At 42.2% G+C, this 13,597-nt stretch carries 11 protein-coding genes and 1 tRNA gene; 5 read left to right on the plus strand and 7 right to left on the minus strand.

The window, feature by feature from the left end; all coding sequences use genetic code 11:
• Positions 1 to 176 precede the first annotated feature (176 nt).
• The gene (locus tag G1O98_RS09740; protein ID WP_163928615.1) at positions 177 to 1,433 is read right to left on the minus strand and encodes an alkaline phosphatase PhoX; all 1,257 of its coding nucleotides are present in this window, start codon (positions 1,431 to 1,433) and stop codon (positions 177 to 179) included.
• 239 nt (positions 1,434 to 1,672) lie between these two features.
• Here G1O98_RS09740 and G1O98_RS09745 point away from each other — a divergent pair, with 239 nt between their 5' ends.
• Positions 1,673 to 1,960: a hypothetical protein gene (locus G1O98_RS09745; protein WP_163928616.1), complete on the plus strand. Its 288-nt coding sequence runs from the start codon at positions 1,673 to 1,675 to the stop codon at positions 1,958 to 1,960.
• 522 nt (positions 1,961 to 2,482) lie between these two features.
• Positions 2,483 to 4,849: a tetratricopeptide repeat protein gene (locus tag G1O98_RS09750; protein WP_163928617.1), complete on the plus strand. Its 2,367-nt coding sequence runs from the start codon at positions 2,483 to 2,485 to the stop codon at positions 4,847 to 4,849.
• A 747-nt stretch (positions 4,850 to 5,596) separates the two neighbouring features.
• Here G1O98_RS09750 and ssuE read toward each other — a convergent pair.
• The 3 genes from ssuE to G1O98_RS09765 form a co-directional block, all read right to left on the minus strand.
• On the minus strand, positions 5,597 to 6,163 hold the full coding sequence (gene ssuE / locus G1O98_RS09755) for an NADPH-dependent FMN reductase (RefSeq protein WP_163928618.1): 567 nt from the start codon (positions 6,161 to 6,163) through the stop codon (positions 5,597 to 5,599).
• 58 nt (positions 6,164 to 6,221) lie between these two features.
• Entirely contained in the window at positions 6,222 to 7,379 is a 1,158-nt protein-coding gene (ssuD, locus tag G1O98_RS09760; RefSeq protein ID WP_163928619.1) for an FMNH2-dependent alkanesulfonate monooxygenase, read from the minus strand.
• A gap of 268 nt (positions 7,380 to 7,647) precedes the next feature.
• Positions 7,648 to 8,226 carry an rRNA large subunit pseudouridine synthase E gene (locus G1O98_RS09765; RefSeq protein ID WP_163928620.1) on the minus strand — a complete coding sequence of 193 codons (579 nt, stop codon included), beginning with the start codon at positions 8,224 to 8,226 and terminating at the stop codon, positions 7,648 to 7,650.
• 150 nt (positions 8,227 to 8,376) lie between these two features.
• Here G1O98_RS09765 and G1O98_RS09770 point away from each other — a divergent pair, with 150 nt between their 5' ends.
• Together G1O98_RS09770 and hisC are read left to right on the plus strand one after the other, a co-directional pair.
• Entirely contained in the window at positions 8,377 to 8,592 is a 216-nt protein-coding gene (locus tag G1O98_RS09770) for a hypothetical protein (protein ID WP_163928621.1), read from the plus strand.
• Positions 8,593 to 8,858: 266 nt separating this feature from the next.
• Positions 8,859 to 9,920, plus strand: coding sequence for a histidinol-phosphate transaminase (gene hisC, locus G1O98_RS09775; protein WP_163928622.1), 1,062 nt, complete (start codon positions 8,859 to 8,861; stop codon positions 9,918 to 9,920).
• A gap of 321 nt (positions 9,921 to 10,241) precedes the next feature.
• Here the strand turns inward: hisC and G1O98_RS09780 are convergent.
• From G1O98_RS09780 to thrC, 3 genes are all read right to left on the minus strand, one after another.
• Positions 10,242 to 10,312: transfer RNA gene (locus tag G1O98_RS09780), tRNA-Cys, on the minus strand.
• A 362-nt stretch (positions 10,313 to 10,674) separates the two neighbouring features.
• Positions 10,675 to 11,268 (minus strand): chromophore lyase CpcT/CpeT, encoded by a 594-nt coding sequence (locus G1O98_RS09785; protein WP_163928623.1) that lies wholly within the window; start codon positions 11,266 to 11,268, stop codon positions 10,675 to 10,677.
• A 345-nt stretch (positions 11,269 to 11,613) separates the two neighbouring features.
• Positions 11,614 to 12,705 (minus strand): threonine synthase, encoded by a 1,092-nt coding sequence (gene thrC / locus G1O98_RS09790; RefSeq protein ID WP_012407520.1) that lies wholly within the window; start codon positions 12,703 to 12,705, stop codon positions 11,614 to 11,616.
• A gap of 651 nt (positions 12,706 to 13,356) precedes the next feature.
• Between thrC and G1O98_RS09795 the strand changes: the two genes are divergently transcribed.
• A complete protein-coding gene (locus G1O98_RS09795; protein WP_163928624.1) occupies positions 13,357 to 13,548 on the plus strand; it encodes a hypothetical protein in 192 nt (63 codons plus the stop codon).
• Positions 13,549 to 13,597: the final 49 nt, after the last annotated feature.

Consider the following 13,597-nt stretch of genomic DNA (forward strand, 5'->3'; position numbering starts at 1 on the left):
TATGCCCAATAGCCTAAGCGATCGCACTTCGTTTTGTCAGTCGGCTGAAGTCGGCAGTTTTATGTGATGGGGTTGCAAAAGTCGGGGAAAAAGTTGGTTATAGAAAATATCGCTGTCTGAGCCTAGCCAGGGCGATCGCTCTCTCCCCTGACTAGACACTGAAATAGGAGGTAGCGTTACCAGGGCCCCCAGATAGCAAAGGTTATTCCTGGACTTTGTACGTTGACAAACATCGTCTGACCATCGGGGGAGAAGCAGACTCCGGCGAACTCTGATGTGTTGAGGGCATTTTTAGCAAACTTATAAAGACTGCCACTGGGAGTAATGCCCAGAATGTAATCCGTTCCATCCCCATCTTCACAGAGGAAGATGTCCCGGTTGGGGAAAACTATAATATTGTCTGGATTATCTAGTACACCAGAATTGTTTGGTTCAATATATAGCTCAACGGTATTATTAGCGGGCGAATAACGCCAAATCTGACCATTTCCAGAACTACTACCACTCTTGCAAGTGAAGTAGACATAACCACCGCCATAAAAGATGCCTTCCCCACCTGAAAATCTGGCGGCACCGCTGTTATACCCTGCTGTTCTGACAGTATCAGATGTGGGATCAGGATTGCTAATCTGTACCCAGTTCACCGCCCTAGGTGTATTTTTTGGGAAACCCGTAGCTGTGTTAATTCCAGATGACCCTGTAATCCTTAAAGCGTATAGCGTGCCGCCAGCACTCAGGTTGTTGGTTTGGTTGGGAATGAAGCGGTAGAACAGCCCATCACTCCGGTCTTCTGTCATGTAGATATACCCTGTGTTGGGGTCTACAGCAGCAGCCTCGTGATTAAAACGCCCCATAGCGGTTAGTGGGACGGGAGTGACAAAAGTATTTGCACTACTGGGAACTTCAAACACATAACCATGCTTCTTACCGTTATTGCTTTCAAAAGTTTCCTCGCAGGTTAACCATGACCCTGAAGGCGTAGGGCCACCAGCACAGTTGCGAATAGTTCCCGCCAGGACACCCCGATGTTCTAGCAGGTTGCGGGAAGAATTAACAACCAATTTAGTACAACCGCCCCTTGCATTTGAGTTGTACTTGCTGCCACTGGGAGCGCCCACACCGTTGCCAGAAGTACCGAGTTCATGATTGCGAATTAGAATCGTATTGCCATTAGACCCGGCAAAAGCACCCATACCATCGTGACCACCCGGTACTAGGTAACTATCATTCATCGTTTGGCCTGTTTCGGACAGTCTGCGGTAAGTGAATCCAGCTGGCAAATCTAATACTCCATTGGGGTCGGACACTAAATTGCCGTAGGGACCCGCAGCGATCGCGGGTTTAGCATAGAATGCTTGCAAAGGAGATAGAAGGACGGCACCTGTAGCAGATGCCCCTGCCAAAGTAAAAAACTGACGTCTCGATAGATTCAATGTATACTCCCTGATATTTTGAATGAGGCTTAATTTGTTGTAAATAGCTAGCCTCAATTATCTAGGAAGAGTAAGTTTTTCAAATTAATAAGAGGTTAAAAAAAGATTATTTAAGGCATTTAAGTAATACAAATTTCTAAACTTATCTCCTTAATATTTTTTCTTCGGCAAGTGATTATTCGTATGTAATAAGTGAAGTTCCGGTTCTATCGTTACAATTATGTAAAATTAATACAAAAATGACAAAGCTACAAATTGGCTCTTCATCAGAAACAATAATAGACGCTCAGAAATACTGGAACGCCACTGGTATTTTTCTAGAAATAGGAGCAAGTTATAAGTTTGAAGTACAAGGAGAACAGTTTTGGTATGATGCCAAGATTAGAAGTGATGCAGATGGGTATACAAAACCGTGGCTACGTTGGGCTGAGATGTTCCGCAGAAAACCAAACGAAAACTGGTTTTCCCTAATTGGGAATATTGGCCAGTCTGGTGAACAAGAGTTCTTAATTGGGAAGAAATTGTAGAAATATAAAGCTTCTTCAAGTGGGGAGTTGTTTTGTTATGCCAATGATGTTCCAATAATGTATTTTAAAAATCGTGGAACATTAATTTTGACTATTACAAGATTGAGTTAATTGACAACGTATTAAAGAACTGGTGATGCTGAATTAATTTCTTGGGCCGGTAAACTAGCTTTTGCAAGAGACTCCATTAGAGGTTGTTTGAAAAGTATTTGGCTGTGATTTTAGACACTTGTTGATCCCCCCTAACCACCCTTAAAAAGGGGGGAACCGGATCAAAGTCCCCCTTAAAAAGGGGGATTTAGGGGGATCTAAAAGGATTTGATACATCACTAATAACTTTTCAAACATCCTCTTAGTTGCACTCACAAGAAGCAATGAAAATTGCGGCTGAATTTTGAATAAAGTTTGCAAAAGTCGGGAAAAAAGTCGGGTTTACAGAATCTTATCCGAAAACTCCCGCAACATAACTGTAGAGTAATTTATAGTTGTCCCTAAAATCTGAACTATCCTTGTCGTTACACAATGGACGCTGAAGCAGCATTAGCATGGTTAGATGCCACAATTCCCCCTCAGACTGGGGAACGGTTGAGCGATTTGCAAAAAGTGATTCTTGTGCAAGTTTGGTTGGGTAGAAAATACTTAGATATCGCTCATTCTTACGGTTGTACCGAAGGACACGCCAAGGATGCTGGTTCTCAGTTATGGAAACTGCTGTCTAAAGTATTGCGAGAAAAGATTACCAAAAGTAATTGTCGTGCTACTTTGGAGCGAGTTCTGAGAAAAACTAGTGCGATATCATCCAGTCTGATTGATTACTCGCGATCGCCACATCCCACCCCAAAATTAGAGGATACCAATTTTATTGGACGAACAGCTGCGATCGCTCACCTGAATACTTTGGTAAATCAAGGATCAAAGGTCATTGTCATCCAAGGTGAGGGAGGCTTAGGCAAAACTACTCTAGCGCAGCAATATCTTCATCAAGAATTTGACTTGGTTTTGGAACTGCTGATGGCGAAGGAAACGCAAAATATCACCCCCGCCGAACGAGTAGTAGAGGAATGGCTCAAACAAGATTTTGATCAAGAACCTGGGGTAGAATTTGGGGTTACATTGGGACGACTCAAGCGCGAACTCCACAATCGGCGGATTGGGGTGTTAATTGACAATCTGGAACCTGCATTAGATCAACAAGGTAGGTTGATTGCTTCTCACCGCAACTATGTAGAACTATTGCGGGTGTTGGCTGATGCCAGGGTGCAATCTGTTACCTTGATTACCAGCCGCGATCGCCTTTGTGAACCTGGGTTGAATGTGAATCACTATCGGCTTCCTGGTTTGGATCAAAGCGCATGGCTACAGTTTTTTAGCAACCGGGGATTAGCCATCGACTCACCAACCTTGCAAATCATGCATCGCACTTATGGCGGTAATGCTAAAGCAATGGGAATTCTCTGCGGTTCGATTCAGGAGGATTTTGGCGGTGACATGGTTCTTTATTGGCAAGAAAATCATGCTGATCCTTTAGCAGTAACCGACTTAAAAAATTTAGCGGTTAGTCAAATCAATCGTTTGCAAGCCCTCGACCCCCAAGCATATCGCTTACTTTGTCGTTTGGGATGTTATCGTTACCAAGATATACCTACTATCCCATCACAAGGGTTATTTTGTTTACTTTGGGATGTTCCACCCGATCAACATCGCCAAATCATCGTCTCCTTGAGAAATCGGTCTTTGGTAGAGTGCGAAAAAGGCGAATATTGCTTGCATCCGGTGATTCGGAAAGAAGCGATCGCACGTTTACGCCCTAGCGATGAATGGGAAATTGCCAATCACAAAGCCGCAGAATTTTGGACAGCTAGTATTAAACAAATTGAAACCTTTAAAGATGCTTTGCAAGCTCTGGAAGCATATTATCATTATATAGAAATTCATGAGTTTGAGTTAGCAGGTAAGGTAATTTTAAAAAGCAGAAATAATCAATGGCAGCAATTTTTGCCTCTTGGTAGTACGTTGTATCGGATGGGTTTAATTCAACCGATACTGGCGGCAATTAATCAAGTTGTTAACAATTTGGAAAATAACCAAAACCTCAGTGAACTCTATAATATACTGGGCGACTTATATTGGATAACAGGTAAGATTAGTCAAGCGATAGCTTGTCAAGAAAAGACTATTACTCTGGCAACCCAAGCACTCAAATCACTTATACCTCAGCCAGAAAATAAACATCCAGTTTACTATCTGAGGATGCTAGAGGTAGATTCTTTATTAAGTATTGGTCTTTACAAAATAGATTTGTGGGAACTAGAGGCAGCCGCAAATTTATTTCAACAAGTAATTTACTTAGCCCAAAATACTGAGCATCATCGCTGGGCAGAGAAAGCATCAGTTTGTTTAGCTTTGGTGTATTCTTATTTAGGTTTGCGTGATGCCTCCTTTGCATTAGCAGATGTAGCTTATCAGAATATTACGAACGAAAAACTGTTAGAACAGACTGGGAGATTTGTCTATTTCATGCAAATTTTGGGTCAAACATACGTCAATTTAGGAGAGTTTTATCAAGCAAATCAAATATTACAGCAAGCTTTAAATTTTGCTGAAGAAAGCCATTATATGCAGGTGAAAGCAAAGACACTCAATGGTTTAGCAGAAATTAATCGACAAAAAGCAGATTTTGAATTAGCCCTGGCTCATCATAGAGAAGCAATCGAACTGTTGGATAAAATAGGTGCTAAGTGCGATCTAGCTGAAGCTTATTATCAATTAGGTTTAACTTATCAAAAGATGGCAAAGCCTGATGAAAGTAAATTTAATTTTAATCAAGGAATTCAACTATTTACTGAAATAAAAGCTCCGAAACAAGTTGAGAAAATTTCAACTTCATAATCTGCTTCATTTATCTGCGTGGGCAGGCATTATAACAGTGATAAAATATCAAATATGGGTTGCTTGTAGCTTCTGAATAGTCGTTGTGGAAGACAATAACTAACTATTCAATTAAAAAGAAGACTAATATAGGAATCCGCTTTGATTTTTGTTGGCGTAGGGTGAGAAGGCAAGAGGCAATAGGAAAGAAGGCTTTTGAGTTGTACAGGGTTTTTTCAAAAATCAAATATGAGTCCTATAGGAAATTAATAATCAGGCTCATAAAGATTTCCTAGCTGCAAGCCCAAACAAAGACAAACTCATGCTTGTGTGACTTGCACTGAAGAATGTGTCCAGTACGCCCACCCCACAAGAGTTATATTTAATTCGATTATGCAAATTAGATGTTTTTTAGCTTATTAAGAGCGATCACGCTTTGGTTGGGTAAGGTATTAGCTTTATCCAACCTATATTATTGGTAAACTTTCTCATATCCTGATAGCAATTTTAAAATCTCAAAAGAAAAAATAGTAGATTAGTTAAATTAACTAATCTACTACGGGTAGAGTTAGGAGACAATTTTGATATCTATAGCAATCTTAAATTAGTTGTAAAAAATATTTTTTAAACTTAGATGCAAAGTGGTGAGACAGTCAGGTTGTTATTTTAATAGAATTTTATGCTAATTTGATTAACTTTTAAAAAAGGTAGCAGATGGGGAGAAATTACCCGTCTGCTACAAGTAAACGGAGGTATAAACTTGATTATTTAATTGGCATGAACCAATTCTTGAGGCGCGGCGGCATCATAAGCTACAGCTTTAACAAATTCTTTGAGGACATCTTTGAGCCTTTGGTCAATTTCTTCATCTAAGACGACACTGTTATCAGCTTGTCGTTGAATTTGTTTGTCTACTGCATAAACAGTAGCTAAGATATGCCGCGCTCCTAATTCAGATAATACAGGTTTCAGAGCATATTCAATTGCCAATAAATGAGCGATCGTTCCACCAAGGGCAATTGGTAATACGGGTTTACCTGTCAATGATTTTTGTGGGAGCAAATCTAGAAATGTTTTTAGCACTCCTGTGTAAGCAGCTTTGTAGATTGGGGTGGCTATAATCACACCATCTGCTTTTGCTAATAAAGCTTTTGGCTGTTCTAAAGCAGGGCTGTCGTATCGTCCAAAAACTAAATCTTCAGCAGGTAAATCCCGAACTGAAATAATGTCTACATCCAAGCCTTCTTGTTGTAAAAGCTTGGCGCTGTATTCGACCAAACCATAAGTTCTAGATGGATGGGTTGGACTACCTGCGATCGCTAAAATATTTGTCATTCAATTAAACTCCTATGTATTAAATGGGAATGGGGAATAACCAATAACCTAAACTTTACTAGGATATGGATGTGGCTTTCTCTTTATGCTGCTTAGGGAAATCTTCATTTGCCACAATCTCGCCAAATGGACTCAAGACATGTTGCTTTTCTACTGCTGGCAGATTTTCTAAGGGCAAATGGGGAAATAGAAGTTCTGCGACTCGATAAGCTTCTTCTAGGTGGGGATAACCAGAGAGGATAAAGGACTCAATACCTAAATCTGCATATTCCAACATTCTGGCCGCTACAGTTTGGGGATCGCCTACTAAGGCTGTTCCCGCACCACCCCGCACCAAACCAACTCCTGCCCAGAGGTTCGGGCTAATCTCTAAAGCCTCACGATTACCGTGGTGTAATTGAGTCATCCGTTGTTGTCCAACTGAATCCATCCGGGCATAAGCTTTTTGGGCTTTAGCGATCGCTTCGTCATCAACATATTTAATTAAATCATTGGCTGCATCCCAGGCTGCACTCTCGGTTTCGCGCACAATCACATGTAAACGAATCCCAAACCGCAAAGTCCGGCCTTCTGCTTCTGCAAGTCTGCGAACTAATGCAATCTTCTCGGCTACTTGCGCCGGTGGTTCGCCCCAAGTTAGATAGACATCTACATGCTTGGCAGCAATTTTTTGAGCAACAGGAGAGGAACCGCCAAACCACAAAGGTGGATATGGCTTTTGAACAGGTGGAAACAGCAGTTTCCCATCTTGAATATTGAGATAATCGCCCTGAAAATTGGCTTGTTCTCCACTAGCGATCGCTCGCCATACTGTCAAAAATTCATCTGTTAATTCATAGCGCTGATCGTGATCCAAATGCAAGCCATCTCCCGCTAATTCTACGGGATCGCCTCCTGTCACAACATTAATCAGCAAGCGTCCTCCAGAGAGACGATCAAAAGTCGCCGCCATCCGCGCCGCTACTCCAGGCGATACCAAGCCGGGACGAATCGCCACCAAAAAACGCATCTGTCGTGTCAGCGATACCAGCGTTGACGCTACAATCCAAGCATCTTCGCAAGAACGTCCCGTGGGCAGCAATGCCCCTGTATAACCAAGGTCATCCACCGCTTGGGCAATCTGCCGCAGATAGGGAAAGCTTACTGCCCTTCCACCTGTAGCAGTTGCAAGGTAACGTCCGTCGCCGTGGGTTGGGATGAACCATAGTAGCTGCATGAATCCTGTCCTTTTAAACTACGGTAAAACGATAGAACTACCGTGTTTTCTTTATAGATGTAGAGTATCACATATTCTACAAAAGCCCGCAAGAAGTTTTTTTAGAAACTCCGGTATTCCTATCAAACCAATGTATATTAAGCTGTGTTCAATAAGATAGCGATCGCAAAGATTGGAAATCGGGAATTGAGTATGGTTATTTTCCTTGCCCCCTTTTCCCTCTCATTCCCTGATCTCCCTTTGCTCCTTAGCCCTTTTCCTGTCGTCTCTAAACAGAAATAAATTGGAGTTCAGATGTAGTGAGGTCGCGCCATTGACCCAATTGTAAGTCATCTAATCGTAGGTGGGCTATGCTGACCCTAACCAGTCGCAAAGTCGGAAACCCAACAGCCGCAGTCATGCGCCGGACTTGACGGTTTTTTCCCTCTGTCAAAGTCATTTCCAGCCAAGCTGTCGGTACATTTTTACGAAATCTAATTGGCGGGGTGCGTTCAGGTAGCTCTGGCTCTTTTGATAAGAGCCTAACTTGTGCTGGTTGAGTGCGGTAATCTTGAATTTTTACGCCTGTTTGCAACCTTTTGATCGCATCTTCATCTGGAATTCGCTCTACCTGTACCCAGTAAGTACGTTTATGACCAAAACGCGGATGGGCAAGGCGATGTTGCAATTGTCCATCATTTGTTAACAGCAGTAATCCTTCACTATCCCAGTCTAAGCGTCCTACAGGATAGACATCAGGTACATCTATATAATCTTTCAGGGTGCTATGTGTGGGAGCATCTTTTGTAAATTGGCTGAGAACGCCATAGGGTTTGTAAAAAATAATATATCGGTAATGATTTGTCATTTGTCATTGGTCATTTGTCATTGGTCATTGGTCATTGGATATTGTTATTCTTTTCTTGCTCCTTTGCTCCCTGGTTCTATTTTCTAACGATATCTAAACATTTTTGAGGGGAAATAAGCGTTCAAATACTTCCCCCGTCGGGGCAAATTCATGAATTGCCCCGATGACGTGCGTTTATTTATCAAGGAAGGCAGGAGGCAGAGGGCAGGAGGCAGGAGGAAAACTGCCCGACGCTCGCGGACTCGCTCTAAGCGTAGCTATGCCGCAGGCTTTACGCTACGCTATCTGTCTCCTGCCCGTGACCGAACGCGAGTGCGTCTCGTTGGCGTAGCCTCTCGTAGAGAAGAGAAGGGAACAAGGGTTTAAAACCCCGCCGTCTACACGGCGCTTACAATTTGGTTGGGGTTTGAATCCCTTTTCCATTTTGCGCCTCCTGCCTCCTGCCTTCTGCCTCCTGCCTCTTTCAACATCAATTAATGATTAATAAACACTTGAAATGACGTATTTACGTTGATTTACAACATACCTCTGTATAGTATGTAAATCCTAAAGCCGTATTTTGTAAACGACAAAATACGATATCGTCAGAAATTGTGGGTTGAAATTTGCTTAAGATACACAACCAATGCCCTATGACTAATTACTTTCGCTCTAATGTTGATGCAATGGCTAGCTATGTTCCCGGTGAGCAGCCCCAACGCGGTACACAGATAATTAAACTCAACAGCAACGAGAACCCCTATCCTCCTTCCCCTGCGGCACTAGCTGTACTGCAAAATATTGAGGAAGAGTGGTTGCGGCGATATCCAGAACCTTTCGGCGGGGAATTTCGAGAAGCCGCAAGTCAAGTTTTAGGAGTTCCTAGCGATTGGATTATTGTAGGCAATGGTAGTGACGAATTGTTGAGCGTAGTAATTCGAGCCTGTGCAGAACCTGGAAAAAAGGTAGTTTATCCGATGCCAACTTATGTGCTATATCGTACATTGGCAGAAATGCAGGCTGCGGAAATTATTGAAATTTCCTACAGTGAGGACTACAGTTTACCTTTGGAAGAACTGGTTGCTGCCAATGGTTCTGTCACATTCATTGCATCGCCGAATAGTCCATCGGGGCATCTGGTAGCAACTAACGAGCTGCGCCAATTAGCCAGCCAGTTATCTGGAGTTTTGGTGATTGATGAAGCATACATAGATTTTACTGAAGAGAATGCGTTGGCTTTGGTAAAGGAATACGAAAATGTCATCATAATTCGTACCCTTTCTAAGGGCTACTCGTTGGCTGGACTGCGATTAGGATTTGGAGTGGCGAATCCTAAACTGTTGCAGGGATTGTTTAAAGTGAAGGATAGCTATAATATCGATGCGATCGCTTGTGCAATTGGCAAGGCTGCTATTACCGATCAAGCTTATAAAAATGCTTGTGTGGCAAAGATTAAAGCATCGCGGAATCAGCTATCAACAGACTTGAAACAATTAGGTTTTCATATCTGGGATTCCCAAACTAACTTTTTGCTAGTACAGCCTCCACAAAAAAACGCAGAATATCTCTATCAAAAACTGAAAGAACAGGGAATTTTAATCCGTTACTTCAAGCAGCCTGGGCTAGATGATAAATTACGCATTACTGTTGGCACAGATGAACAAAATCAAGTTCTAGTAGAAGCGTTGATTTATTTGTTCGGGACTGGGGATTAGGACAGGGGGAACGCATCTAAATCATTGATATTCTGACTTCCTGTAGACCCGCCTGTAGTTCCTTGAGGGTAACTGGCTTGACTGATGAGGTATCTGACTTGAGCGGCCATAGAGATGTTATTAACTGCTGAAAGCGATTTGAGCTTTTGATAGAGACCATAGGACAGAGTAACTGGTAACTTAGGGGACTTCATTATTAGATATCACTTGGATGTCTATTTATCCTTAATAAGTCAAGCTACCCTTTTTTTGAATATCACTTTGAATATCAAAAATGTGTTTTGTGTTGTTTCTGGAAGTCCTAAAAGGCTGAAAGCCTTAAGGCGGCACCCGGATTTGAACCGGGGGTGGAGGTTTTGCAGACCTCTGCCTTACCACTTGGCTATGCCGCCACATCGACAATATAATGACTTTTTGCCCACTAGTTTGATATCTTAAGGAGGCAATAGGGTCAGCTTAACAATAGTAGCACAAGATTGTGAGGTAGAGATAGTGGGTTAACTGGATGTTTCTGGTAGTCTTGTGTCACCATCCAGGTTTTCGTTATATCTGGATTAGCGATCGCTAATCCAAATTTCTGTGATAATTTAGCATTTAACCTGTGCTTCCTTGCTAGGAGCGTCTTTCAGACCACCTATTCGACACTACTTTTAAGAATATCAATCAAGAAATTAACAGTTGTAAGTGGGAATGTCGTGAAATACACGTTCATCAACATCTACCCACAAACGGCTTACTTTGAACATGTAGTGCGTTAATTAGCTTTGACTTCATCGGCAAAATTCGCCCATCGGACAAAGTGAAATGGGCCGGCGATGGAACCCCACAGACGCTCATCAGTGTCTAAATCCCTTCCTCGGTCGAGGCTGAAAAATTCTTTAGCGTCAATCTCAAATTCGTTATCTAAATAAGTATTTTTGCCGTCACGAACCACAATGCAGCCTTTACCAGGTTCGACCCTGCCTTTGAAGCTCTTACCTGTCCACTCTACAATCATGTTGCAGCCTGGCATTTTTTCCAGTTGGTCAACAGACAACTCTTTGAGGCGTTCGGGTTCACGAGATGCACCGTAAAATTTTTGTTCTTCTTTAACGGTGTAGTGTTCAATAGCAATGTGGTTTTCTGCGGGAATCAATTTCATTACCCGCATCCGGTAGGGTTGATTGAGCATAAAATCATAAGCTTGTTCGAGAAACAAACTTACTCCTGAGAACAATTCCAAGGGAAGGGGACGGATACACACACGAATGTGGGCATAAAAAGGCGGATTTTCAAAAGCTTGTTCTTGATTACTAAAGTCAGCTGACATCCATCGGGCTAAGGTGGCAATATCAGTAGAATGAGTCATGTCGCTTCGCTCCAAATTCAAAATTCAAAATTCAAAATTAATAATCCCCATAAATAAATTTAGGGGCTTGTATCCTTTTGTTTGTTGGTGATTATTAAAATGATCAACCAGCTGATTAAAAATTCTTTAGGATTATACCATTTTGGATTTTAGATTCTTGATTTTTGATTGGGGATTGCCTTGCTGCATCTTGCTTAGTGTGAATTCATCTATCGCAATCATTTGGCAATTTGGGATTATTTTGACACTCGCCAGACTAAAAAATATTGCCTGCGATACCTCCGGTGGGCTTTGCCTACGCAATTTTTACATTAGATATTACGATCGCTTGTATTTCCAGGTTACTTAAAATCCCATTGCCTCGGCGACTGCGCCCAATTCTGCTGCAATCCCCTGTTTAAATTGACTGTGATTGTGTTTAATGGCTGTATCTGGGTCTTTTAGACCATTGCCTGTGAGGACACAAACCACTGTCGCTCCTGTAGGAATTTGGTCTTTTACCTGCAATAATCCGGCTACAGAAGCGGCGCTAGCAGGTTCGCAGAAGATACCTTCTGATGATGCTAAAAGTCGATAAGCATCGAGAATTTCTGCATCGGTAACGGCATGGAAATTTCCCTGACTTGCGGTTTGGGCTGCGATCGCTAATTCCCAGCTAGCAGGGTTGCCAATGCGAATTGCTGTCGCTAGGGTTTCGGGATGCGCCACGGGCTGACCGTGTACTAATGGAGCTGCACCTGCGGCTTGGAATCCCATCATTCGGGGTAAGCGATCGCACTTTCCATCTTGATGATATTGACAAAAGCCCATCCAATATGCTGTGATATTTCCCGCATTGCCAACAGGGATACATAGCCAGTCTGGGGCATCACCCAGCGCATCGACGATTTCAAAGGCTCCTGTTTTTTGCCCTTCTAGGCGGTAGGGATTGACCGAATTTACCAAAGTTACCGGATAACTTTCGGCCATTTCGCGGACAATTTCTAGCGCTTGGTCAAAATTCCCTTTAATTGCCAATACTTCTGCACCATACAGTAATGCTTGGGCTAATTTGCCCAGTGCTACATAGCCGTCGGGAATTAATACAAAGGCATTCATCCCTCCACGCCTTGCATAAGCGGCGGCGGCTGCTGAGGTGTTACCCGTGCTGGCACAAATTACTGCTTTTGCTCCTGCTTCCTTGGCCTTGGAAATTGCCATAGTCATCCCCCGGTCTTTGAAGCTGCCGGTAGGATTCAGACCATCATATTTTACAAAAACCCGTACTTGTCTGCCAATACGTTCTGCGATCGCTGGCACTGGTATTAGAGGTGTGTTGCCCTCCAAAAGAGTGACGACCGGGGTTTTTTCACTGACAGGTAAGTATTGGCGATAGGCTTCTATCAGTCCGGGCCAGGGTTGGCGATGAGATTTAGCAACAGACAGGCTCAAAGTCACAGGATTTAAAATTTCTTAATGTTAAGGATTCGATATTTAGAGAAAGTGGCAGATGGAAGCGGAAGAGGAAGAAAGTGAATTTTTCTTTGCCCTGTCCCAGCTCTTTAATTCCAAAAGAATATTACTTATAGAATATTATTTTTTGTGGTGCAGGTGTTTCACTTGCCATTTTTATTTAGAATACCAGTTAAATAGGCAATGTGCTGTCTCTCCTTGGCAGTAGCCTTGGACGAGTCCTTGCCCAAGGCTACTGCCAAAAAAGGTGGATATTAAAAAGGCATATTTTTAAGGGGATTGGGGAAATCTTTGCTGTGTCAGCCCTCAATTTTTCATAACCTAGCAGAATTCTTGATATAGTCTACATATAATTCCTGCGTAAATTCCCTAAAAAGGGCGATAATAATTCATACAACCATAATTGACAGGCTAATCAATTTAAGTATTGCTAAGTATCGTCAAGTGGGCGGAAGCTTTGCACACTTAGGGCACTATTCTGTTTGGAACACAGCCATGATACTCGCCGTCTCTTATGATTGAACCTAAAATCCATTAGAGTAATTAATGAAAAATATACAATATTTTAATAAAGCTTAAAAGAGCATTATTATAATATTTCTAATGGTGTGAGTTAAATTGTGGATTTAATTAGCGATGCCTACTTGTTTATCTAGTGTTTCCGATCGCCAGTCCCAGGCTAACTGGGTGAGTAAGCTAACCAAGTCTTATTATCAAGACGATCAGCAAGCTAAATTTATGCATTTACAAGCAGAAGTAGACTCTCTGTTGCAGCAGTTGGAAAACCTGAAGAACCAACGTCTAGCCGAAACTAACCAAAAAGAATAAGTCAATTTTGGAGATAGCGATTGCCAGTGCCTCTTTAATTTAAATTTGA

This window comes from Nostoc sp. UIC 10630 (genome assembly GCF_010747425.1).
Taxonomy (GTDB): domain Bacteria; phylum Cyanobacteriota; class Cyanobacteriia; order Cyanobacteriales; family Nostocaceae; genus Nostoc.